The 26,544-nt window shown below is 74.2% G+C and carries 17 protein-coding genes; 15 read left to right on the forward strand and 2 right to left on the reverse strand.

The window, feature by feature from the left end; translation table 11 throughout:
- Nucleotides 1-100: 100 nt before the first annotated feature.
- Complete coding sequence (locus tag RM812_RS14510; protein ID WP_311572937.1) at nucleotides 101-3,232, reverse strand: FAD-binding and (Fe-S)-binding domain-containing protein; 3,132 nt, start codon at nucleotides 3,230-3,232, stop codon at nucleotides 101-103.
- Between the two features lie 199 nt (nucleotides 3,233-3,431).
- Between RM812_RS14510 and RM812_RS14515 the strand changes: the two genes are divergently transcribed.
- From RM812_RS14515 to fxsT, 10 genes are all read left to right on the forward strand, one after another.
- The gene (locus tag RM812_RS14515; protein WP_311572938.1) at nucleotides 3,432-3,824 is read left to right on the forward strand and encodes a cell division protein SepF; all 393 of its coding nucleotides are present in this window, start codon (nucleotides 3,432-3,434) and stop codon (nucleotides 3,822-3,824) included.
- Nucleotides 3,825-4,037: 213 nt separating this feature from the next.
- Complete coding sequence (locus tag RM812_RS14520; protein WP_311572939.1) at nucleotides 4,038-5,201, forward strand: ATP-binding protein; 1,164 nt, start codon at nucleotides 4,038-4,040, stop codon at nucleotides 5,199-5,201.
- Complete coding sequence (locus RM812_RS14525) at nucleotides 5,198-5,545, forward strand: nucleotide pyrophosphohydrolase (RefSeq protein ID WP_311572940.1); 348 nt, start codon at nucleotides 5,198-5,200, stop codon at nucleotides 5,543-5,545. Before RM812_RS14520 ends, RM812_RS14525 begins: the two co-directional genes overlap by 4 nt.
- Nucleotides 5,546-5,728: 183 nt before the next feature.
- Nucleotides 5,729-6,220 (forward strand): DUF6099 family protein, encoded by a 492-nt coding sequence (locus RM812_RS14530; RefSeq protein ID WP_311572941.1) that lies wholly within the window; start codon nucleotides 5,729-5,731, stop codon nucleotides 6,218-6,220.
- A gap of 119 nt (nucleotides 6,221-6,339) precedes the next feature.
- Nucleotides 6,340-7,263: an LLM class F420-dependent oxidoreductase gene (locus RM812_RS14535; RefSeq protein WP_311572942.1), complete on the forward strand. Its 924-nt coding sequence runs from the start codon at nucleotides 6,340-6,342 to the stop codon at nucleotides 7,261-7,263.
- A 165-nt stretch (nucleotides 7,264-7,428) separates the two neighbouring features.
- Nucleotides 7,429-8,898: a 3' terminal RNA ribose 2'-O-methyltransferase Hen1 gene (locus RM812_RS14540; protein WP_311572943.1), complete on the forward strand. Its 1,470-nt coding sequence runs from the start codon at nucleotides 7,429-7,431 to the stop codon at nucleotides 8,896-8,898.
- Nucleotides 8,895-11,447 carry a polynucleotide kinase-phosphatase gene (locus RM812_RS14545; protein WP_311572944.1) on the forward strand — a complete coding sequence of 851 codons (2,553 nt, stop codon included), beginning with the start codon at nucleotides 8,895-8,897 and terminating at the stop codon, nucleotides 11,445-11,447. Before RM812_RS14540 ends, RM812_RS14545 begins: the two co-directional genes overlap by 4 nt.
- Nucleotides 11,448-11,616: 169 nt before the next feature.
- The gene (locus tag RM812_RS14550) at nucleotides 11,617-13,164 is read left to right on the forward strand and encodes a VMAP-C domain-containing protein (protein WP_311572945.1); all 1,548 of its coding nucleotides are present in this window, start codon (nucleotides 11,617-11,619) and stop codon (nucleotides 13,162-13,164) included.
- Nucleotides 13,161-14,282: a MoxR family ATPase gene (locus RM812_RS14555; RefSeq protein WP_311572946.1), complete on the forward strand. Its 1,122-nt coding sequence runs from the start codon at nucleotides 13,161-13,163 to the stop codon at nucleotides 14,280-14,282. The genes RM812_RS14550 and RM812_RS14555 overlap by 4 nt, the downstream gene beginning before the upstream one ends.
- A complete protein-coding gene (gene fxsT / locus RM812_RS14560) occupies nucleotides 14,283-18,884 on the forward strand; it encodes an FxSxx-COOH system tetratricopeptide repeat protein (protein WP_311572947.1) in 4,602 nt (1,533 codons plus the stop codon).
- Between the two features lie 73 nt (nucleotides 18,885-18,957).
- Here fxsT and RM812_RS14565 read toward each other — a convergent pair whose 3' ends face one another.
- Complete coding sequence (locus RM812_RS14565) at nucleotides 18,958-20,277, reverse strand: cation:proton antiporter (RefSeq protein ID WP_311572948.1); 1,320 nt, start codon at nucleotides 20,275-20,277, stop codon at nucleotides 18,958-18,960.
- A 206-nt stretch (nucleotides 20,278-20,483) separates the two neighbouring features.
- Between RM812_RS14565 and RM812_RS14570 the strand changes: the two genes are divergently transcribed.
- The 5 genes from RM812_RS14570 (at nucleotide 20,484) to RM812_RS14590 (ending at nucleotide 26,492) form a co-directional block, all read left to right on the forward strand.
- On the forward strand, nucleotides 20,484-21,647 hold the full coding sequence (locus RM812_RS14570; RefSeq protein ID WP_311572949.1) for a hypothetical protein: 1,164 nt from the start codon (nucleotides 20,484-20,486) through the stop codon (nucleotides 21,645-21,647).
- Nucleotides 21,644-22,777 carry an effector-associated domain 2-containing protein gene (locus tag RM812_RS14575; RefSeq protein WP_311572950.1) on the forward strand — a complete coding sequence of 378 codons (1,134 nt, stop codon included), beginning with the start codon at nucleotides 21,644-21,646 and terminating at the stop codon, nucleotides 22,775-22,777. Before RM812_RS14570 ends, RM812_RS14575 begins: the two co-directional genes overlap by 4 nt.
- A 100-nt stretch (nucleotides 22,778-22,877) precedes the next feature.
- Nucleotides 22,878-23,117, forward strand: a complete 240-nt coding sequence (locus RM812_RS14580; protein WP_311572951.1) for a hypothetical protein — start codon at nucleotides 22,878-22,880, stop codon at nucleotides 23,115-23,117.
- A 766-nt stretch (nucleotides 23,118-23,883) separates the two neighbouring features.
- On the forward strand, nucleotides 23,884-25,176 hold the full coding sequence (locus RM812_RS14585) for an aKG-HExxH-type peptide beta-hydroxylase (protein ID WP_311572952.1): 1,293 nt from the start codon (nucleotides 23,884-23,886) through the stop codon (nucleotides 25,174-25,176).
- A gap of 89 nt (nucleotides 25,177-25,265) precedes the next feature.
- On the forward strand, nucleotides 25,266-26,492 hold the full coding sequence (locus tag RM812_RS14590; RefSeq protein ID WP_311572953.1) for an arginine deiminase: 1,227 nt from the start codon (nucleotides 25,266-25,268) through the stop codon (nucleotides 26,490-26,492).
- The last annotated feature ends 52 nt before the right edge of the window (nucleotides 26,493-26,544 follow it).

Below are 26,544 nucleotides of genomic sequence, written 5' to 3' on the forward strand. Positions count from 1 at the left end.
GGCCTTGGCGCGGGGTCCGGGGGCGGGCGGGTGGGTGCCGGGTGCGTTGCCTGGGCGGGTTTCGGCCGGCGGTCGGCCCGGTCCGGGCGCGCTCCGGGGCTCAGTGGCGCCGCGCGCAGCGCGTCAATGCTGCCGCCGCGCCGAGGGCGGCCAGCCCCGTGCCGGCGAGGGCGAGGGCCTTGGCGCGGCGTCCGGGGGCTGTCGGGCGGGCGCCCGGTGCGGTGCCGTAGGCGCTGCCGGGGACGTCCGTGTCGCCCGCGGCACCGGGCAGCGCCGAGGCGAGCAACTCCGCCAGGTGCACGCCCTCGTGGCCGCCACTGTCGAACTCGTGGATCTGGGTACGGCAGCTGAACCCGTCCGCGAGCACGACCGTCGCCTCGTCCTCCGCCCGCAGCCGTGGCAGCAGCACCCGCTCCGCGCAGGCCTCGCTGACGTCCAGATGGCCGCGCTCGAAGCCGAAGTTGCCGGCCAGCCCGCAGCAGCCGGAGTCCAGCCGCTCGGCGTCCACCCCCGCGCGGCGCAGCAGTTCCCGGTCGGCGTCCCAGCCGAGTACCGCGTGCTGGTGGCAGTGCACCTGGGCCAACGCCCGCGCCGACCGCTCGGGCACCCGCGGCGGCTCGTAGCCCGGGGAGTGCTCGGTGAGCAGCTCCGCCAGGGTGACCGTCCGCTCGCGCAGCCGGAGCACGTCCTGGTCGCCGGGGAACATCTCCGCCGCGTCCGACCGGAACACGGCCGCGCAGCTCGGTTCCAGGGCCACCACCAGACCGCCCGCCCGCACATGGGCGGCCAGGCCGCGCACGGTCCGGGCCAGGACCCGCTCCGCCGTCCCGAGCTGCCCGGTGGAGATCCACGTCAGCCCGCAGCACAGCGCCTCGGCCGGCAGCTCCACCCGCCAGCCGGCCTGCTCCAGCACCCGTACCGCCGCCCGTCCGATGTGCGGGTGGAAATGGTTGGTGAAGGTGTCCGGCCACAGCAGCACGGTCCCGCGCTCCCCACCCCCCTGCGGCTCGTGCCGGGCGAACCACTGCTCGAACGTCTGCTCGGCGAACAGCGGCACCTCCCGGTCCGCCACCCCCGCCACCGCCACCGCGGCCCGCGACAGCAGCGGGGCGTGCGTGAGCGCGTTGACGACCGGCGCGAGTCGGGTGCGGCCCACGACCCGGGCGAGCACCGGCAGCCAGCCCAGCGACCAGTCGGAACGCGGCCTGCGCCACGGCCGGCCCGCGTAGTGGTGGGACAGGAACTCCGCCTTGTACGTGGCCATGTCCACGTCCGCCGGACAGTCCTTCTTGCACCCCTTGCAGGCCAGGCACAGATCGAGGGCGTCCCGGACCGCCTCCGAGCGCCAGCCGTCCCGGATCGCACCGTCCCCGTGCCCGTCGAGCATCTCGAACAGCAGCCGGGCCCGGCCCCGCGTGGAGTGCTCCTCCTCCCGGGTCACCTGGTACGACGGACACATCACGGTGCCGTCGCTGGTGTGCTGCCGGCACTTGCCGACGCCGACGCACCGGTTGGCGGCCTGCGCGAACGACCCGCCGTCGTGCGGAAAGCGGAAGCGCAGGTCGCGGGGCTCGTACGGGGCCCAGTCGCCGCCCAGACGCAGGTTCTCGTCCAGTCCGTACGGTGCGACCACCTTCCCCGGGTTCATCCGGTCCAGCGGGTCGAAGACGGCCTTCAGCCGCCCGAAGGCCTCGACGAGCCGGTCGCCGAACATCCGCGGCAGCAGCTCGCCCCGGCTCTGCCCGTCCCCGTGCTCGCCGGACAGCGACCCGCCGAACTCGACGACCAGGTCGGCCGCCCGCTCCATGAACCCCCGGTACGCCGCCACGCCGTCCGCGGTGTACAGGTCGAACGGGATCCGGGTGTGCACGCAGCCATGCCCGAAGTGCCCGTACAGGCTGGGCCCGGTGTCGCTCAGGTAGCCGAACTCCTCGTACAGCGCGCGCAGGCGTCGCAGGTAGTCGCCGAGTTTCTCCGGGGCGACCGCGGAGTCCTCCCAGCCCTCGAAGGTGTCGGCCCTGCCCGGGATGTGGGCGGTGGCGCCGAGACCGGCCTCACGGACCTGCCAGAGGGCCTCCTCGTGTGCCGGGTCGTCCAGGAACGCGCAGTCCGCGTCGTGCTCGGAGCGGTGCACCGCCGCCAGCATCCGGTGCGCCCGCGCGTCCGCCTCCTGCGCGGTGTCGCCGCCGAACTGCACCATCAGGTAGGCGTTCCCGTCGGGCATCTCGGCGAGCGCCTTCTCGTTGAGGTGCTTGATCCGCTCGTCGCGGACCAGCCGGGCGTCGACGCCCTCCAGCGCGATCGGCTCGTGCGGCAGGATGTCGGGCACCGCGTCCGCGGCCTTGTCGACGGAGTCGAAGCCCAGCACCACCAGGGTCCGTTCCCGCACCACCGGCACCAGCTCCAGCTCCGCCCGCAAGACGGTGACCAGCGTCGACTCGCTGCCCACCAGCAGGCCCGCCACGTCGAAGCCGTACTCGGGCAGCAGCGAGTCCAGGTTGTAGCCGGAGACCCGGCGCGGGATGTCCGGGAACCGCCGGCGGATCTCGTCCGCGTAGGTGTCGCGCAGGGCCCGCAGCCGCCGGTAGACGGTCGCCCGCAGATCGCCCTGCCGCTCGATCGTGGCGTACTCCTCGTCGTCGGTCTCCCCGCACCAGAAGCGGGTGCCGTCGTAGAGCAGCACCTCCAGGCGGGCGATGTTGTCGACGACCTTGCCGTGCGCCTGCGCGGTGGCGCCGCAGGAGTTGTTGCCGATCATGCCGCCGAGGGTGCAGTTGGCGTGGGTGGCGGGCTCCGGGCCGAAGCGCAGGCCCTGCGGCGCCAGCCGCCGGTTGAGGTCGTCCAGCACGATCCCGGGCTGCACGACACAGGTGCGGGCGTCGGCGTCCACGGACTCCAGGCGCGTGCAGTACTTCGACCAGTCGAGGACCACACCGGCGTTGGTGCACTGCCCGGCCAGGCTCGTCCCGCCGCCGCGCGACAGGACCGGCGCACCGAACTCCCGCGCCACGGCCACCGCCTCCGCGCCGGCCTCGGGGGTGCGCGGGACGACGACGCCGAGGGGCGTCTGCCGGAAGTTCGAGGCGTCCGTGGAGTACGCGGCCCGGCTCCCGGCGTCGAACCGGACCTCGCCGTCGACCCGCTCGCGCAGCCTCGCCTCCAGCCCCCGCAGGTCCAAGGGCGCCGGCGCGCCTTCGCGGACGACGGGCTCGGGCATTTCCAGCGCACCCATGAGGGGCCCTCCTGTCAGGTGTCGGCGCGGCAACGGCACCCGCGCTGCGTGGCGCGGCCGTCGCTGAGTACCCGGTGCTCGCCGCGGCAACCACCGGACACGGAGCGTCGCGGACCGTGTCGCTGTTGGGCCGAACGGGTGACTTGGCGTAAGAATTGGCTGGTGCAGGCAATGAAGGCGAGTGAAATCGGGGGAGCCGGTGAACAGCCACGACGTCACCGATGAACAGTGGGAAGGGCTCGCCCAGGTCGTTCCGTTGCGCGGGCGCGACGCCTGGCCGTCCGCGGTCGGCCACCGGGCGCTGCCGGAGGCGGAGACGGAGACACGTCGCCGTTTCGTCGTCCTGAGGGTCAATGTGTTCGCGGACGCCCGCGAGGTCGCCGAGACCCTGATGGCGGGCATTCCGGTCCTCCTGGACCTGACCAGCGCCGAGGGCGAGGTCGCCAAGCGGGTACTGGACTTCAGTACGGGAGTCGTCTTCGGCCTGGCCAGCGGCATGCACCGGGTCGACCGCAACGTCTTCCTGCTGACCCCGGCAGGGACCGAGGTCAACGGGCTGATGGAGGGCGCGGCGGGGGTTCCGGGAATGTGACGGGACCGGCGGTGCGATGCCGTGCGGGGCGGTGTGGGGCGATGCCGTGCGGGGCGGTGCCGTGCGGTGGCCGGCACGGCTGCCACCGCACGGGTTCCCAGGTGTGACGGGCCGCGTCGGCCCTGACGGCCGCGTCCCCCGATCGTAGGAAAGTCGTCCGGACGGAACGGTTCGCCAGGAAGACGGACTTCTGCGGACTTCTACGGTCCGCTCATGGCCGTGTCGACTGCGTCAATGGTGTCCGCCGCCCCCGCTCGGCCCCACCCGGACCGGCCCCGCGTCACGGAGCTGCGGCTGTCCGCCTTCGCCGGGCACCGGCGCGCCGTGGTGCGGTTCGGCCCGCTCACCGTGCTCGCCGGGCCCAGCGGCTGCGGCAAGACCACCGCCCTGCGGGCCTACGACGCCCTCGCCCGGCTCGGGGGCGGCGCCGAACTCGGCGCGGTCTTCGCCGACCCGGTCGCCTGCGTGCCCGAGCGGGCCCGGCCCGACGCCCAGCACCGCCGCGGCTTCCGCATCGGCTGCACGGCCGACGGAGCCGAGGGCCCGGTCCACCTGGACGTCGCGGTGCAGGCGGAGCCCGAGCTGCGCATCGTGGGGGAGCGGTTGACGGCGGACGGCGTCGTGCTGCTGCAGACCGCCCTGCGCGACCCGGGCCGCCGTGCCGTGCAGGCCGCCTGGCACACCGCCGGACCGGCGCCGGTGACGCGGGCCCCGCTGCCGGACGACCGGCTCGGCACCCCGCTGCTGCCGCTGCGGGTGGCCGGCAAGACGGACGGGCAGCGCAGGGTGCTCGCCGCGGCCGAGCAGATGGTGGTCGCCCTGCGTTCCGTCTTCGCCTGCGATCCGCGGCCGGGCCGGATGCGGGAACCCGTGCCCACCGGCTCCGGCCACCTGCTCGGCGGCTGCGACAACCTCGCCGACGTGCTGTGGCGCACCCGCGCCGAGTGCGGCCGGCGGCACGCGCAGTTCGTCGCCGCGGTACGCGCCGGGTGCGCCGGCCCCGTCACGGACGTCCTGGCCGAACCGGTCGTCGGCGGCGTGGTCCGCGCCCTGCTGGACCGGGGCGACGGCGTCCGCACCGGCCTCGCACGGCTCGGCTACGGCGAGCTGCGCTACCTCGCCCTCGCGTTGGTGCTGTTCACCGGCCCCGGCGTGCTGGAGGTCGACCCAGCCGGCGAGGTCCCCGCCGCGTTACAGACGCTCACCGTCCTCGCCGACGGCTTCGACCGCGGTCTGGACGTGCGGCAGCGCGCGGAACTGCTCCGGCTGGCGGGCCGGATGTGCGACCGCGGGCACGTCCGCCTCGTCGCGGCGGTCGCCGACGCCTCGTGGACGGCCGGGGCGGACGGCGTCACGGTGGTACACCTGGACGCGTGACCGATCATCCCCACCCTTCCCCCGACCTGGCGGCGTTGCGGCGCAGGCTGGCCGAGTTCGCCGCCGCGCGCAACTGGCAGCCGTACCACACCCCCAAGAACCTCGCCGCCGCGCTCAGCGTGGAGGCCGCCGAACTCGTCGAGATCTTCCAGTGGTTGACGCCCGAGCAGTCGGCCCGCGTGATGACCGACCCGGACACCGCGCACCGTGTCCGGGACGAGGTCGCCGACGTGCTGGCGTATCTGCTCCAGTTCTGCGAGGTGCTCGACGTCGATCCACTGGCTGCCCTGGAGGCGAAGATCGAGCGGAACGAGACCCGGTTCCCCGCACCGGGGGCGGACTGAAGAGGGAGGAGTCACGACCTCCGTTATCACTCTCCGCAGCCAAAGACATGCCAGAAACCAATTTGTTGTCCGAAGATTTCCGCCTTCCTCTAGCTTTTCGTCCCACACACCTTCACTCTGGGTAGTGAACAGCGGAGTTCGGGCGGACGCGCCGCGAGCGCGTCGGACAGACGGGGGCAGCGCATGGACGCTGTGCGGCTCATCGTGACGAGTGGGCGCGCCCTGGCCGTCGGCGGCCAGGTGCCGGACATCCTGACGGAGGTGTGGCAGGTGCAGGCCCTGGCGCGGGCGATCGGCAGTCGGCTGGCGGTCCACGGGCCACCCGAACTACGCGGCGAGGCCATCGGGTTGACCGAGCTGGCCGGCCGGGGCTGCGGAGTGCTGCGCACCCCGGAGCTGGCCCCGGGCGAACTGCGCGCGGCCCAGCTCACCGAACTGGGCGACGCCCGCCAGGCCCTGATGCGCCTGGGCACCCTGCTCGGCGAGACCGGCATCGCCCTGGTCGGGGCGGCCTGCGCCGCGGACGACGAGGCCACGTACTGGCAGTGCATGGAGGCCATCGACGCGACGGACGAGTCGCGCGACCGGGTCCTGGAGATGCTGCGCAAACTGGCGGACCGGGACGCGGTGACACCGGACCGGGACGCGGAGTTACCGCAGCGGGCGGCGGGCTAGCCCGGACCCGGCGAGCCGCCGACCGCTCCACCGCACACCTCGCCTCGGCCGACGCGCGGATGCGCCGGGCCGGGGAGAGCCTGTCCGGCACACCGGGACCGAGCAGGCAGGATGGAGACATGGATCTCCGTATCTTCACCGAGCCCCAGCAGGGGGCCACCTACGACACCTTGCTCGCCGTGGCGAAGGCCACCGAGGACCTCGGCTTCGACGCCTTCTTCCGCAGCGACCACTATCTCCGCATGGGCTCCGTGGACGGCCTCCCCGGCCCCACCGACGCCTGGATCACCCTCGCCGGACTCGCCCGCGAGACCAAGCGCATCCGGCTCGGCACCCTCATGACCGCCGGTACCTTCCGACTGCCCGGCGTGCTCGCCATCCAGGTCGCTCAGGTCGACCAGATGTCGGGCGGCCGCATCGAGCTGGGCCTGGGCGCCGGCTGGTTCGAGGAGGAGCACAGGGCGTACGGCATTCCCTTCCCGAAGGAGAAGTTCGCCCGCCTGGAAGAGCAGCTTGCGATCGTCACCGGTCTGTGGGCCACGGAGCCCGGCAAGACCTTCGACTTCCACGGGAAGTTCTACGACCTCACCGAGTCGCCCGCGCTGCCCAAGCCCACGCAGGCGAAGGTCCCCGTGCTCATCGGCGGCCACGGTGCCACCCGCACCCCGCGTCTGGCCGCCCGGTACGCCGACGAGTTCAACATCCCGTTCGCGTCGGTCGAGGACACCGAGCGCCAGTTCGGCCGGGTGCGGGCCGCCGCGGAGGAGGCCGGCCGCGGTGCCGGCGCCCTCACCTACTCCAACGCCCTCGTCGCCTGCGTCGGCAAGGACGACGCCGAGGTCGCCCGACGGGCCGCCGTGATCGGCCGCGAGGTCGACGAGCTGAAGGCCAACGGCCTGGCGGGTACCCCGGCCGAGGTCGTCGACAAGATCGGCCGCTACGCCGCCGTCGGCGCACAGCGGATCTACCTCCAGATCCTCGACCTCGACGACCTGGACCACCTGGAGCTGATCTCCACCCAGGTCCAGACCCAGCTGACATGACGCCGGATGCCGTGACGCCGCCCGCCGAATAACCGAAGGCGCCGGTCACCCGCCCTGTGCGATGGTGTGACCGTCGTCCTGCCGGAGCCCCCCGGGATCAACCACCCTGGGGGCTCCCGCGCGTACGGCACCTCGTCACTTCCACCCGGCCGGAGAGGCCCTCCCATGTTCCTGACCCTCACCACCACAGGCACCCCCGAGCACCCCGCGACCGACCTCGGTTTCCTGCTGCACAAGCATCCCGAGAAGGCGCAGGCGTTCTCCACCTCCTTCGGCACGGCCCACGTGCTCTACCCGGAGGCGGAGGAGCAGCGCTGCACGGCGGCGCTGCTGCTGGAGGTCGACGCGGTGGCGCTGGTGAGGCGCGGCAAGGGCAAGGGCCGGGGCGGCGCCCCCGACGCGGCACTCGCGCAGTACGTCAACGACCGCCCCTACGCCGCCTCCTCGCTCCTAGCCGTCGCGCTGAGCAACGTCTTCTCCAGCGCGATGCGCGGCGTGTGCAAGGCCCGCCCGGAGCGGGCGGCCCAGCCGCTGCCGCTGCGCGTCGAGGTCCCGGCGCTGCCCGCCCGCGGCGGCCCCGGCCTCGTACGCCGCCTCTTCGAGCCGCTCGGCTGGGCGGTCACCGTCGAGACGGTCCCGCTGGACACCGAGTTCCCCGAGTGGGGCGACTCGCGCTACGTCCGCCTCCTCCTGGAGTCCACGACCCTCACCCTCGCCGAGGCCCTGCGCCACCTGTACGTCCTCCTCCCGGTGCTCGACGACGCCAAGCACTACTGGGTCTCCCCGGACGAGGTCGACAAGCTGCTGCGGGCCGGCGAGGGCTGGCTGCCCGGCCACCCGGAGCAGAAGCTGATCACCAGCCGCTACCTGTCCCGCCGCTGGTCCCTGACCCGCGAGGCGATGGACCGGCTGGAGCTGGTCCGGCTCGCCGAGACCGACGACAGCGACGTCGAGGAGATCGACAACGCCGTCGAGGCGGAGGCCGAGCAGGAGGAGAAGCCCACCCCGCTCGCCGTGCACCGCCGCGAGGCGATCCTCACCGCGCTCCGGGACAACTCCGCCGCCCGCGTCCTCGACCTCGGCTGCGGCGAGGGGCACCTGGTGCGCGAGCTGCTCAAGGAGCCGCGCTTCACCGAGATCGTCGGCGTGGACGTGTCCGTGCGCGCGCTCACCATCGCCTCCCGGCGGCTCAAGCTGGACCGCATGGGCGAGCGGCAGGCCGCGCGCGTGAACCTCTTCCAGGGTTCCCTGGCCTACACCGACAAGCGGCTGGCGGGCTACGACGCCGCCGTGCTCAGCGAGGTGATCGAGCACGTCGACCCGCCCCGGCTGCCGGCCCTGGAGTACGCCGTGTTCGGCTCCGCCCGTCCCCGCACCGTCGTCGTCACCACGCCGAACGTCGAGTACAACGTCCGCTGGGAGACCCTCCCGGCCGGCCACGTCCGCCACCGCGACCACCGCTTCGAGTGGACCCGCGAGGAGTTCCGCACCTGGGCGCGGACGGTCGCCGAACGCCACGGCTACGACGTCGGGTTCCGCCCCGTCGGCCCCGACGACCCCGAGGTGGGCCCGCCCACCCAGATGGCCGTGTTCACCACCGAGGCCGCGACCGAGAAGGAGGCGAAGGCCGCATGAGCACCACCACCGACACCCGCCCGAGGGCCCGTGCCCTCCCCGTCACCGACCTGTCCCTGGTCGTGCTGATCGGTGCCTCCGGCTCCGGCAAGTCCACCTTCGCCCGGCGCCACTTCAAGCCCACCGAGGTCATCTCCTCCGACTTCTGCCGGGGCCTGGTCGCCGACGACGAGAACGACCAGAGCGCCAGCCGGGACGCCTTCGACGTCCTGCACTACATCGCCGGCAAGCGGCTCGCCGCCGGCCGCCGCACCGTCGTCGACGCCACGAACGTGCAGCAGGACGCCCGGCGGCAGCTGATCGAACTGGCCAGGAAGCACGACGTCCTGCCGATCGCCCTCGTCCTCGACGTCCCCGAACAGGTCTGCGCCGAGCGCAACGCCACCCGCACCGACCGGGCCGACATGCCCCGCCGGGTCATCCAGCGCCACACCCGCGAACTCCGCCGCTCCCTGCGCCACCTGGAGCGCGAGGGCTTCCGCAAGGTGCACGTCCTGCGCGGCGTCGAGGAGATCGAGCAGGCCACCGTCGTCACCGAGAAGCGGTTCAACGACCTCACCCACCTCACCGGTCCCTTCGACATCATCGGTGACATCCACGGCTGCGCCGCCGAACTGGAGACCCTGCTCGGCAAGCTCGGCTACACCGACGGCGTCCACCCCGAGGGACGCACCGCCGTCTTCGTCGGCGACCTCGTCGACCGCGGCCCGGACAGCCCCGGCGTACTGCGTCGCGTGATGGCGATGGTGAAGTCGGGCAACGCCCTGTGCGTCCCCGGCAACCACGAGAACAAGTACGGCCGGTACCTGAAGGGCCGCAAGGTCCAGCACACCCACGGACTCGCCGAGACCATCGGGCAGATGGACGACGAGAGCGACGAGTTCCGCGCCGAGGTACGGGAGTTCATCGACGGCCTGGTCAGCCACTACGTCCTCGACGGCGGCCGGCTCGTGGTCTGCCACGCCGGTCTGCCGGAGAAGTACCACGGCCGCACCTCCGGCCGGGTCCGCAGCCACGCCCTGTACGGCGAAACCACCGGCGAGACCGACGAGTTCGGCCTGCCGGTGCGCTACCCGTGGGCCGAGGACTACCGGGGCCGCGCCGCCGTCGTCTACGGCCACACCCCGGTCCCCGAGGCCACCTGGCTCAACAACACCATCTGCCTGGACACCGGCGCCGTCTTCGGCGGCAGGCTGACCGCGCTGCGCTGGCCGGAGCGCGAACTGGTCGACGTACCCGCCGAGCGGGTCTGGTACGAGCCGGCCAGGCCGCTGCGCACCGAGGCCCCCGGCGGACACGACGGCCGGCCGCTGGACCTGGCGGACGTGCACGGGCGCCGGGTGGTGGAGACCCGGCACGCCGGGCGGATCACCGTACGGGAGGAGAACGGGGCGGCGGCCCTGGAGGTCATGAGCCGCTTCGCCACCGACCCGAGGCTGCTGCCGTACCTGCCGCCGACCATGGCACCGACCGCCACCTCGGGGGTGGACGGCTACCTGGAGCACCCGAAGGAGGCCTTCGCCCAGTACGCGGCGGACGGCGTGGCGCGGGTCGTGTGCGAGGAGAAGCACATGGGCTCCCGGGCGGTGGTGCTGGTCTGCCGCGACGCGGACGCGGCGCGCGCCCGCTTCGGGGTGGACGGCCCGACAGGCTCCCTGTACACCCGCACCGGCCGCCCCTTCCTCGACGACGCGTCCCTCACCGAGGCGGTCCTCGACCGGCTGCGCACCGCGATCGGCGAGGCCGGTCTGTGGGACGAGCTGTCCACCGACTGGCTGCTGCTGGACGCCGAGCTGATGCCGTGGTCGCTGAAGGCCTCCGGCCTGCTGCGCTCCCAGTACGCCGCCGTGGGCGCCGCCTCCGGGGCGGTGTTCCCGGGCGCGCTGGCCGCGCTGGAGGGCGCCGCGGCGCGCGGCGTCGACGTCTTTGAGCTGCTGGCCCGCCAGCGTGCCCGGTCCGCCGACGCCGCCGCGTTCACCGACGCCTACCGCCGTTACTGCTGGCCCACCGACGGCCTGGACGGCGTCCGCCTGGCCCCGTTCCAGATCCTGGCCGCGCAGGGCCGCAGCCTCGCCGCCCTGCCGCACGACGAGCAGCTCGCCCTGATCGACCGGCTCGTGGAGCACGACGGCAGCGGCCTGCTGCAGACCACCCGGCGGCTCCACGTCGACACCGGCGACCCCGAGTCGGTCCGCGCCGGCGTCGACTGGTGGCTGGAGATGACCGGCCGCGGCGGCGAGGGCATGGTCGTCAAGCCGGCCGGCGCGCTGGTCCGCGACGCCAGGGGCCGCCTGGTGCAGCCCGGCATCAAGTGCCGGGGCCGCGAGTACCTGCGGATCATCTACGGCCCGGAGTACACGCGCCCCGACAACCTCGCCCGGCTGCGGCACAGGTTCCTCAACCACAAGCGGTCCCTGGCGATCCGCGAGTACGCCCTCGGCCTGGAGGCCCTGGACCGTCTGGCGGACGGCGAGCCGCTGTGGCGCGTGCACGAGGCGGTGTTCGGCGTGCTGGCGCTGGAGTCGGAGCCGGTGGACCCGCGGCTGTAGCCACCCTGCCGTCCGGGTGTGGCACACGTTTTCGGCCGAGTTGCCCCTCAGGGGGCATCTCGGCCGGACGAGGTGCCCCCGGACCCCACGTGTCCCTGGTTAACCGTCAGTCGCCGTGCTAACTTCGCAGGTCGGTCAGACAGAGGTACCGACTCATGGGGGACAGTCGGTGGAGACGGGCGCGGGATTCGGCGGAGCCGACGACGACGCGCGGCATGCGCGGGGGCTCGCACTGCTGCTGGAGCTGACCGAGGCCCTGTGCAGACTCAGCTGCACGGAGGACCCGCAGGGGCGCGGCCAGTTCGCCGCGGTGCTCGGAGAACAGCTCGGCCGCCCCGTCGACCTGCGGGGCGTCAAGCAGCGCGAGGACGTGGTCACCCTGGTCCGCACCGCGCTGAACGTCGCGGGCGGGGAACGCGTGCTCGTCACCGTGGTGCGCATCCTCGAAGGGGCCCCCGCCGGCGACGAACTGGACCGGCTCCTCACCCCCGACCCGCCCGCCGCGCCCGAGGCACCGCCGGGCCCGCTCGGCCCCGGCGACGAGACCGGCGCGCGTGCCGTCCTCGCCGACGGCGACCTCGACGCCGTCCGGCTGCGCGACGACCTCGCCGAGGAACTCAACGGCCTCGACCTCCCCACCGGCCTGACACCCGACCAGCTCTTCCTCCACGTCCTCGCGTGGAACGCCCAGCCGGACGGCCTGCCGCCCGCCGTCCTGCTGCTCGACCGGGCGGCCCTCCTCGCCACCACGCGCGGCCACCGCGCCGCCCTGTCCGGCTGGGTCGACGACTGGGCGCAGCGGGCCGGCCTCGCCCAGGAGCTGAAGCGGCGCCGCGAGGCGCGCACCCGGGTGGTGCGGGACCCCGACGTCCCCCGCTGCCTGATCGTCGCCGTCGAGCCCGCCCGCGACGGCTCCGACGACGTCGTCGTACGCCCCTGGCTCAACACCGTGCCGGGCCACTGGGACCCCCAGCCGGGCGCACCGGCCGTGACCACCCTGGACGCGCTCGGCCCGGCCGTCGACGACGCGCTGCGACAGGGCGCCCGGCTCTGGGCCACGCCCCCGCAGGCCCCCTCCGGTGGACACCGGCAGCCGTCGGCGTACGTCGAGTTCGTCCTTCCGTACGACCTGCTCAACCACGATGTGGCGGGTTTGACGTACCAGGTCGGCGACGGGCGGCCGTTGCCGCTCGGGCTGAAGTACGGGGTCCATCTACGGAGTCTGGAACGGATGCGCACCGACGACGCGCTGGTGAGACACCAGTGGCAGGAGCGCTGGCACGCGCTGCGGCAGCACGGGGTCGGCGTGCACGGCTGGAGCGAGCCGGACGGACGGCGGCTCGACGCGTGGCAGGCGACACTCGCGGGGGACAGCAGGCACACGGCCGTGGTGCTGGACGCCCCGGCCGGTGTCCTGGCCATGGAGGCGCTCAAGGCCGCCATAGCGGAGGGCATCGGGTTGGCGGTGTGGGACCGCAGGGGAACCTTCCCCGAGGAGCGACGGGAGGTGGTGACGGCCGTGTTCGCCGCGGTGCCGACGCCCGGTCAGATCCCGCTCGCCATCCACCGCCTGCGGCAGAACGCCGAACTGAACCAGCAGGGCCCGGGCCGGCTCCTCGGGCGGCACATAGGATTCTTCTGGGACGATCCCACCCGAATCGTCGACATGCACACCATCGACCCCGGCGATCTCGCCGGCGAGGAGGCACCGGCATGAACGCGCACGAGCAGGCGTCCCCGAACGGCTGGCGCGTGTTCCACGGCACCGGCCGCCCGCCGGTCGTCCCGCCCCCGTTGCCCCAGGCGCCGCCCTGGCGGCGGTTCCTCGGCGCACCGTCCCAGCCCGCCCCGCCGGACGAGCCGGAGGCCGCGGTGCGCCGGCTGGGCCCCGGCGACGTCACCCCGCGGCTCGGCCCCGACGAGATCGACACCGTCAACGCCGCCCTGCTGCTGCGCCGGCCGCTGCTGATCACCGGCCCGCCCGGAATCGGCAAGTCCACGCTCGCCTACGTGATCTCCAGGGAACTGGGCCTCGGCCGGGTCCTGGAGTGGAACATCGTCAGCCGCACCACGCTCCGGGACGGGCTGTACGTCCACGACGCCATGGGCCGCGCGCAGGCCATCGCCGCTTGGCAGGCCGGACTGCGCACCGCGTCCCGGGAACCGGACGGGGCCGGACCGGCGACGGCCCACGCGCAGGCCCCGGCGGCCGAACCGGGCGACGCCGACCCGGCGGTCTCGTCAACGCGGCGTCAACTTCCGCCCGTTCTCGGTGACTTCATCACCCTCGGGCCGCTGGGCACCGCTCTACTGCCCTACGATCGTCCCCGGGTACTCCTTGTCGACGAACTCGACAAGAGCGACATCGATCTGCCGAACGACCTGCTGCACGTCCTGGAGAACGGAAGTTATGAGGTCCCGGAACTGGTGCGCGACGCCGCGGGGACCGCGCGCGTCCACACCAGCGACCCCGCCGGCCAGGCGCTGGTGCGGGACGGGCGCGTCGAGTGCCGGGAGTTCCCGGTCGTGGTGATCACCAGCAACGGAGAACGCGAGTTCCCCGCCGCCTTCCGCCGGCGCTGCCTGCCGCTGGAGATGCGCACCCCCGGCCGTGAGCAGCTGCTCGCCCTGGTGGAAGGGCACCTGGGCATCCGGCCCGAGGGCACCGAGTCCCTGGTGGACGAGTTCGTACGGCAGATCCAGTCCGGCGGCACCCACTCCCTGGACCAGTTGCTCAACGCCGTCCAGATGACTACCGCGGGTGGTTTCCAGGCGGACGGTGACGGGCGTAAGCTCGTGGAAATGCTCCTCCGCGACCTCGCGAAGGGCCGCTGAATGACCGGCTTTCCCAGGGAGCGCGCATCCGGACCGGGCGACGGTGATCCCGTATCAGGGGCGTCGCCTCCATCGGCGTTCCCCGAGTCCGTCGAAGGCGCGAGTGGGTACGGAGGGGCGCTGACCGCTGCCCCGGCCCCGGACGCGCCCGCCCGCGACCGGCCGCACCCCGACGAGCCGGGGCCCTCGGACCCGGACTGGCGGGAGGTGGCCGAAGCGGTCTGGCTCGCAGCGTACTGGGACCGCCACGGCGGCCCGGGCGGCGGCCGTCCGCAAGCGGCCCCCGCCCCCGCGCGCCCACGGCCCACCCAGCCGCCCGCGACCGAGGACGTACGGCCGCCGGACCCGCCCTCGCCCGAGGAGAGCCCGCGCGCCGCCGATCCCGCACCGGCGCCCCGGCCGACCGCCTCCGGCACCGCCGCTCCCACCACGCCGCCCGCACCGCCACCCGACCCCGCGGACCGGCCCCGGGTCACCGGTCACCCGGACGGCGCACCCGTGGAGCCGCCCACCCCGCGCCGGCTGTTACCCGACACCCAGGGCACCTTCACCCTGCACATCGGGCGACCGCTGCTGCCCGCCGAGGAGCGCCCGCAGCCCGGCCCCGGCCGGGCCACCGCACTGCTCGCCCGCGCCCTGCACCAACTGGCCCGGCGCATCCCCTCCCGCCACACCCTGGAACTCGACGAGGAGACCACCGCCGAGCAGGGCGTCTCCGACGGCCTGTGGCTGCCCTTCCTGCGGCCCGCCCGAGCCACCGCCTTCGACCTCGTGCTGCTCGTCGACGACGCCCCGACCATGCGGATCTGGCAGGAGACCTGCGCCCGCCTGACCGAGGCCGCCGAGCACAGCGGCGCCTTCCGCGGCGTCCGCGCCGTGCGGGTGCACGTGCCGCGCACCGGCACCGCCACCCTGCGCCGGCCCGCCGACCGCGCCGCCGCCGACCCCGGCGAACTCCTCGACGGCAGGGGCGGCCGGGTCTTCCTCGTCGTCACCGACGGGCTCGCCCACGGCTGGGCCGCCCCGGCCGCCGACGACCTGCTCGGCCGCCTCGGCCACGCCGGCCCCACGGCCCTCGTCCACCTGCTGCCGCCGCACCTGCGCCACCGCACCTCCCTCTACCCGTACCCGGCGGTCCTGGAAGCCGGCGGGTTCGGCGCCCCCAACGACGGCCTCGGGCACTGGGCACCGCCCGGCGGCCCCGACCCGCTGCGCCCGTTGCCGGAGGCCGGTGACGGCTCCGTGCCGGTGCCCGTGCTGTCCCTCAAGCACGCCTCCCTCGGCACCTGGGCCGACCTCGTCACCGGCGAGCGGGGTGTGCGCCGGTCCCTGCCCGTCGTCCTCGCCGGCGCCCTCGCCAAGGGCGCGCCCGCACCCGGTCTGCGCGCCCCGCGCCTGCCCCGCGCCGCCACCGCCGCCGTACGCCGCTTCTTCACCCTCGCCACCCCCGCCGCGCGCCGGCTCGCCACCCAACTGGCGGCGATCCCCTTCGAGTTCGACCTGGTGGAGCAGATGCGGCGGCGCACCATGCCGGAGACCGGCCCCGACCACCTCGCCGAGATCCTCATGGGCGGGCTGATCGACTGGAACAGCGGCGGCGAGGGCCGTCCCGAGTTCGCCGACGGGGTCCGCGAGGCGCTGCTCGCCACCACGACCCGCAGCCAACTCGCCCGCACCATCAGTGTGGTGGGCGAGCTCCCGGCCGCCGGACGGCGCGGCGTCGCCCTGCGCGCCGCCCTGCACGACCCGGCCGGAGCCGCCCTGCCCGACCCCGCCGAGCGCGGCTGGGCACGCAGCGAACTGGCCGTGATGCGCGCCCTTTCGGGGCCCTACTCCGAACGGGCCAGGCGCATCGAACCCCAACTCTCCGGGCGCCTTCCGCCCGGTGCGGCCGAACGGGTGGGCGCCGGTTTGCCCGCGGGTACACCCACTGAGGTGAACCCTGCGGACGGCGGGGGATCATCCGGCGGCCGAGAAGGCAGTGATCCAGCGTCGAACCATCCCGACGAACCTGGAGACCACGTGCCACCCCTGGTAACCGACGACACCCCACCCGAAGCCCCGGAGGCTGAGCAGCTCATGCAGAGCACCACCACCGCGACGCCCGCCCTACTGGTGAACGTTCCGCTGCGGAACACCTCGTTCGTCGGCCGGCAGGGGCTGCTGAGGGCCGTGGAGGAGCAACTGGGTGCCCAGGACACGGCCGCGGTGCTCCCGCACGCGCTGCACGGACTGGGCGGCGTCGGCAAGTCCCAGCTCGCCCTGGAGTACATCTACACCCACCAGCACGACTACAAGGTGATCTGCTGGATCCCCGCCGAACGCGAGAGCCTCATCCTGGCCGCCCTGGGCACCCTGGCCGCCCAGCTGGGCGTCGCCCCCTCCAGCACGGACCGCCTGGGCGCACCCGCCGCCAACACGGCCGTGCCCGCCGTACTGGAGGCCCTGCGCAGCGGCGCCCCGTACAACGACTGGCTGCTCGTCTTCGACAACGCCGAGGACGTCGAGGCGGTACGCCAGTACTTCCCCACCAATGGGCCGGGCAAGGTCATCGTCACCTCCCGGAACCGGGCCTGGGAACGCGTGGCCACCCCCCTGCCGGTGAACGTCTTCGAGCGGTCCGAGTCCATCGAACTGCTCCAGAAGCGCTCGCCCGACCTGAGCACCGCGGACGCCGACCGGCTCGCCGACGCCCTCGGCGACCTGCCGCTCGCCGTCGAGCAGGCCGGCGCCTGGCGCGCGGTCACCGGCATGCTCGTCGACGAGTACCTGGACCTGCTCGCCCAGCGCAGCCCCGAGATCCTGGAACTCGACCCGACGCCCGACTACCCGGTCTCCGTCGCCGCCGCCTGGGACCTCTCGCTGGAACGCATCCAGCGCAACAACCCGGGCGCCCGCCAGCTCCTCGACATCTGCGCCAGCATGGCCCCCGAGCCCATTCCGCGCTCGATCCTGCGGGGCAGCCGGGGCGTCAGCATCACGCCCGAGGTCGACCCGCTGCTGCGCCAGTCGATCCGGCTGAACCGCGCCGTGCGCGACCTGAGCCAGTTCTCCCTGATCAAGGTCGACCCGCGCTCCGACACCCTGCAGATGCACCGCCTGCTGCAGACCGTGCTCCTGGCCAAGCTGGGCGAGGAGGAACGCGAGCGCATGCGCGGCGCCGCGCACCAACTGCTGTCGGCGGCCAAGCCGGGCCCCTACGGCTCCTCCCTGGAATGGCCCGCCTACCAGGCGCTCCTGCCGCACGTACTGGCCTCGCAGGCCGTCACGAGCTCCGACACCTGGGTGCGGGACCTGGTCGCCGACACCATCTGGTTCCTCTACTACTGGGGCGACCACCAGGGCGCCGCGGACTACGCGCGCGAGGCTTGGGGCCGCTGGCTCGCGGCCTCCGGCGAGGAGGACATCCACGTCATCCGCATGACGAAGAGCTTCTCGTTCCTGCTGCGGCAGACCGGGCAGGTGCCCGAGTCGATCCCGCTGATCGAGAAGGCGCTGGAGACCTCCCGCAGGCTGGAGGTCGAACCCGAGGAACTGATCGACTCCCTGTGCGAGATGGCCGACGCCCGCCGCTACCAGGGCAGGATGGAGGAGGCGCGGCGCGTGAGCCGGGAGGCCACCGAGCTGGCCCGGTCCCTGTTCGGCTCCGACGACCCCGCCACCCTGCGTGCGACGCACTCGTGGGGCGTCGACCTCAGACTGGTCGGCGAGTTCCGCGAGGCACTGCCGCTGGACCAGGAGAACGCCCGGCTGCGCGACCTGCTGTTCGGCCCGTCCAGCTTCTTCACCCTGAACACCCTCAACGGCCTGTCCATCGACATGCGGGAGGGCGGTGACTACCCGGGCGCCCGCGAGTTCCAGGAGGACGTGTACCGCCGGGCGCGCACCGCGTTCGGCGACGAGCACCCCCTCACCCTGCGCATCGCCCGCAACCTCGCGGTGTGCCGGCGCCGGGACGGCGCGCTCGCCGAGGCGGCCAAGCTCTCCGAGGAGACGCTGCGGCGCTTCGTCAACCGCTACGGGAGCGACCACTCCGACTCGCTGGCGACGGCGACCAACCTCTCGGTCGACCGGCGCCTGGCCGGTGACCTCGACGGCTCGCGGCAGCTGGCCGAGGAGACCGTGCGGCGCTACGAGCAGCGGCTCGGCGAGAGCCACCTGTACACCCTGCTGACCCGGGCCAACCTGGCCGCCACCCTGCGCACGCTCGGAGCGCTGGACACCGCGCAGGAGGAGGAGGACGAGGCGGCCCGCCGCCTGGCCGAGACGGTGGGGGAGCGGCACATCACCACGCTGACCACCGCGATCGGACAGGCGAACACGGCCTACGCCCGGCTGGACTTCGAACGGGCCCGCGAGATCGACGAGGCCACCCTGCCGCTGCTCGCGGAGGTCGCCGGTGAGGACCACCCGCTCACCCTGACCTGCACCGCCAACCTCGCCCTCGACCTGCGCGGCCTGGGTCGCGGCGCGGAGGCGGACCAACTGCAGCGCAGGGCCGTCGAGGGCTTCACCGGCGTCGTCCGCGCCGACCATCCCTGGCTCACCGCGGCACGGCGCCGACGCCGCATCGAGTGCGACATGGCGCCGATGCCGCTGTAACCCCCGGCGGCCGGGCGGGGCGCGAACCCTTGCCCGGCACCCGGCGGCCCGTGCCGGTCGCCGGGTGCCCGGCCTAGCTCACGTCCGCCGGTGCCGTCGTCGTGCCGTTCTGGGAGGGTGGGGGCGCGAAGGGGACGGGGGAGGGGCGTCGAGCACGGTCGCGTTCGGCCAGGCGGCGGGTCAGGAGCAGGAGCGGCTGGGTGAGCAGGGTCGTGGCGAGGGCCATGAAGATCAGCACCGTGTAGAGCGGGGCGCTCAGCAGGCCGGCCTGGAGCCCGGCGTTGAGGGCGATCAGCTCGGTGAGGCCACGCGCGCTGAGCAGGACGCCGACGGTCCGCGCATCGTGCCGGTCCAGCCCGCCGACCCGGGCCGCCAGCGTCCCGCTGCCGATCTTCGTGGTGACCGCGAGCACGGTCACCACCAGCAGGACGGCCCAGCCCGTGCCGTTCATGCTGTTCAGCGCCACGGACTGGCCCGAGAGCACGAAGAAGAACGGCAGCAGCAGCGAGCTGACGTCGTGCAGCGGTCGCAACAGGTCCGGGTCGAGCGTGCCGTCCTCCTCACGCGGGACCACCACACCGGCGAGCAGCGCACCGAAGATCACGTGCAGCCCGAGGGAGTGCGTGACCCACGCCGATCCGAGGGCGAAGCCGATGAGCAGGGCCAGCCGCAGCGAGGGCTCCATCCGCGTCCCCCACAGCAGCCGGCGCAGCACCGGCCGGGCCGCGAGCACCATCACGGCCACGAAGCCGACGGCGAGCACGACCCGCCACGGCCAGCCGAGCGCCGACTCGGCGCCGCCGCTGTCCATCAGCGCCGCTGCCAGCACCGTCCAGCAGACCGCGTCCAGCAGCCCGGCCGCCGAGACCGCCACCACGCCCGGCACGGAGCGGGACAGTTCGTTCTCCCGCACGATGGCCGTCAGCACGGGCACCGCCGTTATCGACAGGGCGATCCCGGCGAACACCACCATGGCGGGGGAGAGGTCCCGCGGCATTCCCAGTTCGTGCAGCGACTCCCGGAACAGCAGCGCGCTCCCGCAGCCCACGGCCATCGGCACCACGAACGAGGCCAGCGCCACGATCAGCGAAGTGCGGGCCCGGTCGCCGAGGATCTTCAGATCCAGCTCGTAGCCCACCTCGAACAGGAAGACCACCAGCGCGAACTGCGCGAAGCCCATCAGCGCGGGCTCGATCTCCCCGGGGAACAGCGACGCGTACGCGTCCGGCGCCAGCGCGCCGAGCAGGGAGGGGCCGAGCGCGATGCCCGCCGCCAACTGCCCCACGATGTAGGGCTGTCTCAGCCGCCGGGCCAGCCAGCCGGCCGCCTGAGCGGCCACCACGATGACGGCCGAAGCACCCACGAAGTGCGTGATCATCGCGTCCGGGCTCATGTGTCTCCCCGTTGGTCCGGTGGTCGTCCGGTGGCAGACCCGTACGGCGGTCTCTTGTTCAGCGGTCTTCTGTTCGGTGATTTCCCGTTCGGCGGCCCCGTGTTCGCAGCGGCACCCGCAGCGGAGCTTCAACTTCTTTAGAATAGATTCAATTTGACGTCGCGTCGGAAGTCGTACACGGCTTTCACCAGGGTCACGGGGGGCATATGACGGCGGTCGTCTTCATCCACGGCACAGGGGTTCGCGAACCGGGCTTCTCTGCGCTCGCGGGGCGCTTCTCCGTTGGAGTGACGGCGCTGCGCGGCGGGCTGCGCGTCGTGCCGTACTACTGGGGCGGCGAGCACGGGGCCACGCTCGCCGCCGACGGAGCGAGCCTGCCGCCGGCCTCCCGCACCAGACGCGGCCCCGCCGCACCGGACGCCGCCGACGACGACACGGCCGCCTGGGCGGCCCTCTACGCCGACCCGTACGCCGAACTCGCCCTCACCGCCGCCGCGGGCGCCCCCGCGGCCGAGCTGCCGCCCGGCTCCCTGCCACCGGACCAGCACCTCCGGGCACGGCTGGCCGCCCTCGCCGCCGAGGGCGACGCACCGGCGGCCGACCTGGGCCCCGGCCTGGCGCGCGCCGCCACCGACCTGGCCGCCCACCCGCTGCTCGGCGCCGCGGCCGCGGCCCTCACCCCGGACGACCTCGCGCACCTCGCCGCCCGCAGCCTGACCGCCCGGGTCATCGCCGACGCCCTCGACTCCGACGCACCCCTCGTACCGGCCGGTGCCACCCGGGACGCCGTCACCGACCGGCTCGCCCGGACCCTCGGCGCATCGCCCCCGGGCAGGGAACGCGGGGTGCGCTCCCTGGTCCTGCGGGTCGCGGGATCGGCCGCCTCCGGTGCCGTCGTACGCCGCCGCCGCGCCCTCACCGAGGCCGCCCACCCGGCCGCCGGGGACGTCCTGCGCTACCTCAGCCGCGGCGAGGCGGTCCGCGCCGGACTGCGCACGCTGCTCGCCGGTCTGGAGCCGCCCGTCGCGATCGTCGCCCACAGCCTCGGCGGCATCATCGCCCTGGACACCCTGGTCCTCACCCCGCTGCCGCAGGTCCGGCTGCTGGTCACGGCCGGCTCCCAGGGGCCGTTCCTGTACGAGTCGGGGTCGCTGCCCTCCCTCGAACACCCCGCGCCGCTGCCGGACCACTTCCCCGAGTGGCTGAACCTCTACGACCCCCGCGACCTGCTCTCCTACCTGGGCGCCGGTCTGTTCCCGGGCCGGGTGACCGACGTCGCCGTCGACAGCCGCCAGCCGTTCCCGGCCGCGCACAGCGCCTACTGGACCAACCCGGCCGTGTACCGGCACATCGTGGACCGGCTCCCGTGACCGGCCCGCTCCCCGCCCCCGCCGTGGACCCGGCGCGCGTGCACGCCCTCGTCGTCGGCGTCGAGGCCTACGACGCCGACCCCGGCTGGGACCTGCCCGGGCCGGCCCGGGACGCGGTCCGCTTCCACCACCTGCTGCGCGCCGCCGGCGTACCGGAGGCCAACGTCCGGCTGCACCTCGCGCCGTTGGCGCCGTACGTCCCCGAACTGCCGTACGCGCCCGCCGACCACGCCACGCTGCGCCGGGTCCTCGTCCGTGAACTCCCCGCCGTCCGGGGCGACGTGCTGTGGGTCTGGTGGGGCGGGCACGGTGTCCTCGACCGGTCCGGACACCTGCGGTTGTTCTGCGCGGACGCCACCACCGACGACAAGCTGGGCATCGACCTGGACTCCGCGCTCGAACGGTACGCGGGGGACGCCGTGCCCGGCTTCGCGGACCAACTGTGGATCGTGGACGCCTGCGAGACCTTCGAGGAGGCGCTCGCCTTCCGCGAGCCGCTGCCGCCCGACGCGCTGCCGGTCGGGCGGCGCAGTCACGCCCACCGGCAGACCGTGCTCCGCGCCGCCGGACGGGGCCGGGCCGCCGCCAACGATCCGGTGCGCGCCACGGGCCTGTTCTCCGACGTCCTGCTCGCCCTGCTGGCCGACCGGACGGCCGTCCTGCCCGCCCCGCCCGATGCGGAGGAACTGTTTCCGGCCGTACGGACGCGTATCGCCGCCCTCAGGGAGGCGGGACGTACTCTGCAGTATCCCGAGATCCGGCTGCAGAGCCCCGAACGCACCGAGATCCTCGCCCCGGCGGGGCCGGGCGGCCGGGAGCGGCAGGCCTCCCCGCTGCTGCGGGCCGTGGACGCGCTCCTCGCCTATCCGCTGATGAGCGACCCGACGGAGCGGCAGACGGTGGTCGCCACGCTGGGCCCACGCGTCACCGGGACACTGCCCCGTCACACCAAGGCGCGCACGGACGCGACCGGCATCCTCAACGGGCTCGCCCGGCACCGTCCGCAGGCGTTGTGGGAACTGTTCGACGCCGTGGTGTCCGTCGACGACGACCCGGAGCGCAGGGAGGAACTCGCCAAGGCCTTGCGGGAGTTGGAGGGCGCCGGGGGGTGGCCGGGTGCGCGTGGCTGATCAGGTGGCGTGATCGTACGGTTTTCGACATGGGCCTGAATGGCCATGATGGAAAGGACACGGGGCATCGAGTGCCACCGTGCGAGAAGGGGGAAGCACCTTGGACCAGCCGCCCGCTCTGCGCCATGCCGAAGCCGCCACCCGTGAGCAACCGGTCGCCCTCGGGCGCGCCGACGTCTGGGAGTCGGACCTGGCGGACGTCGCGGCGCTGCCCCTGACCGCCGTGGACGGTCTCACGCCGCTCGGCCCCACCGCCCGCCTGCTCGAAGAGGTCCTGCGCGCACGCGGCGGCATCAGAGGCGGCGGCGAAGGCGGTGGCGGCGGAGCCCGCGCCGAATAGCCGCCGCCCGCCGCCGACGTAGAGCCCCGACGACACAGCGCCGCCGAGAGAGCCCCGACGAGGCCGTGCGCCCGCCGGGGTCCCCGCATGCCCGCACCGACCGGAGGTCCCCACCCATGACCAGCGAGCCGCGCCCCGCCCCGTTCCGTGTGCCGGACCGGCTCTTCGCGGAACTGGCCGCCGGAGGGGGTTCCGCCGAGGCGGTCGCCTTCCTGGAGCGCGGGGAGCGGGCACGGCGGCTGCTCCTGCTGCGGACGCTGCTGGACCGGCTCGCGGAACTGCCCACGCCCCTGACGCCGGTCGCCGAGGCCTGGGACACGTTCAAGAGGGCCGCCGAACGGGCGCCCGCGGCGGCCGACCGGCTCCTGCTCGCGCCGACGACCGGTGGCTGGATCGCCCACATGCTGCGCCGGGTGCACGGCACCGCCACCGGGCCGCCGTTGTGGGCGGAGGCCGGCCGGCTGAACGTCCTGACGGTCACCGCGGCACTGCACGCCGGTACGGAGGCGGTGCTCACGGTCCCGCTCATGGACGGCGGCCTGCACCTGCCGGGCCTGGGCCTGCTCCGCCTCCCGGACGCGCCGCAGGGCCCGTCCGTCGCCCGGGCGGCGACGAGAGCGGGCGAACTGACCCTCTCCGGCCCACCGGACCACAAGGGCGACCGGACCTCCGTAACACACCGCCCGACGACGACACCGGCGAACGGCCCCGGACCCGAGGGCTCTCCGAGCCGGAGGGGCCCCGGCGGGTTGGGCCGGGGGCGGAGGTGTCCCGGCCTGAGGAGTCCGGGGCGGAGGGGGCTCGGTGGGCTGGTCCCCGGCCTGAGGGCTCCGAGCCGGAGGGGCCCCGGCGGGTTGGGCCGGGGTCGGGTGGGTCCCGGCCTGAGGAGTCCGGGGCGGAGGGGGCTCGGTGGGCTCGAGCCCCGTGGGGTGAGGGGCGGTCGGAGACGGCGTCGGCCCCCGCGGAGAGGACCGGCTCCTGGCTCCCCCTGCGGACCCTCACCCACACCACCCCGGCCGGCCCCGTCGCCATCCCCCTCGACGACCTCGACCCGTACCGCGACCTCGACGACCCGGTCCCGCCCGCCCGGCTGGAGGCCGACGAGGCGGCGCAGTGGCAGCGGGTCTTCGACGGCGCCGTCGCCGTCCTCGCCGGGGCGGGCGCCGAGCCGGGCCCGGGCCGGCTGGACCCGGCCGCCGTCCGGGCCGTGGTGCCGTACGGCCGTACCGCGGTCACACCGCCCGCTCCGCCGACCGTCGGGGTCTCCGCCTCCAGCGGCGACTCCTTCGGCGCCATGCTGATATCCCGCCCCGCGTCCCCGCTGGCCCTCGCCGAGACGCTCGTCCACGAGTTCCAGCACAGCAAACTCGCCGCCCTCCTCCACCTCTTCCCCCTCCTCGACGACGACCGCGAGGAGTGCTACTACGCCCCCTGGCGCGCCGACCCGCGCCACCTCACCGGGCTGCTGCACGGCGCGTACGCCTTCACCGGCGTCGCCGGCTTCTGGCGGGACCGGCTGGCCGAGCCGGAACACGCCGAGGCCGCCGCCTACCACTTCGCGCTGCGCCGGCTGCAGAGCCGGCTGGTCGTGCGCACCCTGCTGACCAGTGCCCGGCTGACCGCACCGGGGCGCCGGCTGGTCACCGGCCTCGCCCGGACCCTGGACGGCTGGCTGCGCGAACCCGTCGACCCGGCCGCGCTGGCCCGGGCCCGTACGGCCGCCGCCCTGCACCGCACACAGTGGCGACTGCGCAACGTCGCGGCACCGGCCGGGCCGGACGGCGCCCTCCGCTTCCGCCCGGACCGCGGCTTCTGGCCCGACACCCGCAGCCACACCTTCGCCACCCGCCCCGCCGATCCCCGTACCCCCGACGAGCACCTCGCCGCCGGCGACCCGGCCGCCGCGCTGGACGGCTACGCCGAGGACCTGGCCCGTGACCCGGCCGACCCCCACGCCCGGTCCGGCTGGATCGTCGCGCGGGCGGTCCTGGTCCCGGGCCACGCCACGCGCCGCCCGCTCGCCCGCCCGGAGCTGCTCCTGCCGCGGCCCAGCGGCTGACCCCGGAGCCGGCCCGGCGGCGGCCCCCGGGGCGCGCGGGTCCGCGCAACCAGGGGATGAACAGGCGCCCGAATGGTCAGGATGGAGGCATGGGATTCCAAGTCGACTCCGAAGCCGGGCGGCTCACCCGCGTCATCCTGCACCGGCCGGATCTGGAGCTCAAAAGGCTCACCCCCAGCAACAAGGACGCCCTTCTCTTCGACGACGTGCTGTGGGTGCGCCGGGCCCGCGCCGAGCACGACGGGTTCGCCGACGTACTGCGCGACCGCGGGGTCGCCGTGCACCTCTTCGGCGACCTGCTCACCGAGACCCTGGACGTCCCGGCGGCCCGACGGCTCGTACTGGACCGGGTCTTCGACGAGAAGGAGTACGGAGTGCTGGCCACGGACCACCTCCGGGCCGCCTTCGAGACGCTGCCCGCCCGCGAGCTCGCCGAGGCCCTGGTCGGCGGCATGACCAAGCGGGAGTTCCTGGACGCGCACCCGGAGCCGAACTCCGTGCGCTTCCACGCCATGGAGCTGGACGACTTCCTGCTCGGACCGCTGCCCAACCACCTCTTCACCCGGGACACCTCGGCCTGGATCTACGACGGCGTCTCCATCAACGCGATGCGCTGGCCCGCCCGGCAGCGCGAGACGGTCCACTTCGAGGCGATCTACCGGCACCACCCGCTGTTCCGCGACGAGACGTTCCACCTCTGGTCCGAGGGGCAGGCCGACTACCCCTCCACCATCGAGGGCGGTGACGTGCTGGTCATCGGCAACGGCGCCGTGCTCATCGGCATGAGCGAGCGGACCACCCCCCAGGCCGTCGAGATGCTCGCGTACAAGCTGTTCGCGGCGGGCTCCGCGCGCACGATCGTGGCCCTCGACATGCCCAAGCGGCGGGCCGTCATGCATCTGGACACCGTGATGACCATGGTGGGCGGGGACACCTTCACGCAGTACGCCGGGCTCGGCATGCTCCGCTCGTACACCATCGAGCCGGGCGCGGGGGAGAAGGACCTGAAGGTCACCGACCACCCGCCGGAGCACATGCACCGGGCGATCGCCGCGGCCCTCGGGCTGAGCGAGATCCGCGTGCTCACCGCGACGCAGGACGTGCACGCGGCCGAACGCGAGCAGTGGGACGACGGCTGCAACGTGCTGGCCGTCGAGCCGGGGGTCGTCGTCGCCTACGAGCGCAACGCCACCACCAACACCCACCTGCGCAAGCAGGGCATCGAGGTGATCGAGATCCCGGGCAGCGAGCTGGGGCGGGGCCGGGGCGGGCCGCGCTGCATGAGCTGCCCGGTGGAGCGCGAGGCCGTGCAGTGACGCAGGCTGGGGAGGAAAAGGCAGGCTGGACAAGAAGGCAGGCTGTGGAGGA

The organism is Streptomyces lancefieldiae (assembly GCF_031845825.1).
GTDB lineage: Bacteria > Actinomycetota > Actinomycetes > Streptomycetales > Streptomycetaceae > Streptomyces > Streptomyces lancefieldiae.

Coding starts and splice junctions, on each gene's coding strand:
- RM812_RS14510 (WP_311572937.1), bottom strand. CDS start 3,232: ATGGGTGCGCTGGAAATGCCCGAGCCCGTCGTCCGCGAAGGCGCGCCG.
- RM812_RS14520 (WP_311572939.1), top strand. CDS start 4,038: ATGGCCGTGTCGACTGCGTCAATGGTGTCCGCCGCCCCCGCTCGGCCC.
- RM812_RS14530 (WP_311572941.1), top strand. CDS start 5,729: ATGGACGCTGTGCGGCTCATCGTGACGAGTGGGCGCGCCCTGGCCGTC.
- RM812_RS14535 (WP_311572942.1), top strand. CDS start 6,340: ATGGATCTCCGTATCTTCACCGAGCCCCAGCAGGGGGCCACCTACGAC.
- RM812_RS14540 (WP_311572943.1), top strand. CDS start 7,429: ATGTTCCTGACCCTCACCACCACAGGCACCCCCGAGCACCCCGCGACC.
- RM812_RS14545 (WP_311572944.1), top strand. CDS start 8,895: ATGAGCACCACCACCGACACCCGCCCGAGGGCCCGTGCCCTCCCCGTC.
- RM812_RS14555 (WP_311572946.1), top strand. CDS start 13,161: ATGAACGCGCACGAGCAGGCGTCCCCGAACGGCTGGCGCGTGTTCCAC.
- fxsT (WP_311572947.1), top strand. CDS start 14,283: ATGACCGGCTTTCCCAGGGAGCGCGCATCCGGACCGGGCGACGGTGAT.
- RM812_RS14565 (WP_311572948.1), bottom strand. CDS start 20,277: ATGAGCCCGGACGCGATGATCACGCACTTCGTGGGTGCTTCGGCCGTC.
- RM812_RS14570 (WP_311572949.1), top strand. CDS start 20,484: ATGACGGCGGTCGTCTTCATCCACGGCACAGGGGTTCGCGAACCGGGC.
- RM812_RS14590 (WP_311572953.1), top strand. CDS start 25,266: ATGGGATTCCAAGTCGACTCCGAAGCCGGGCGGCTCACCCGCGTCATC.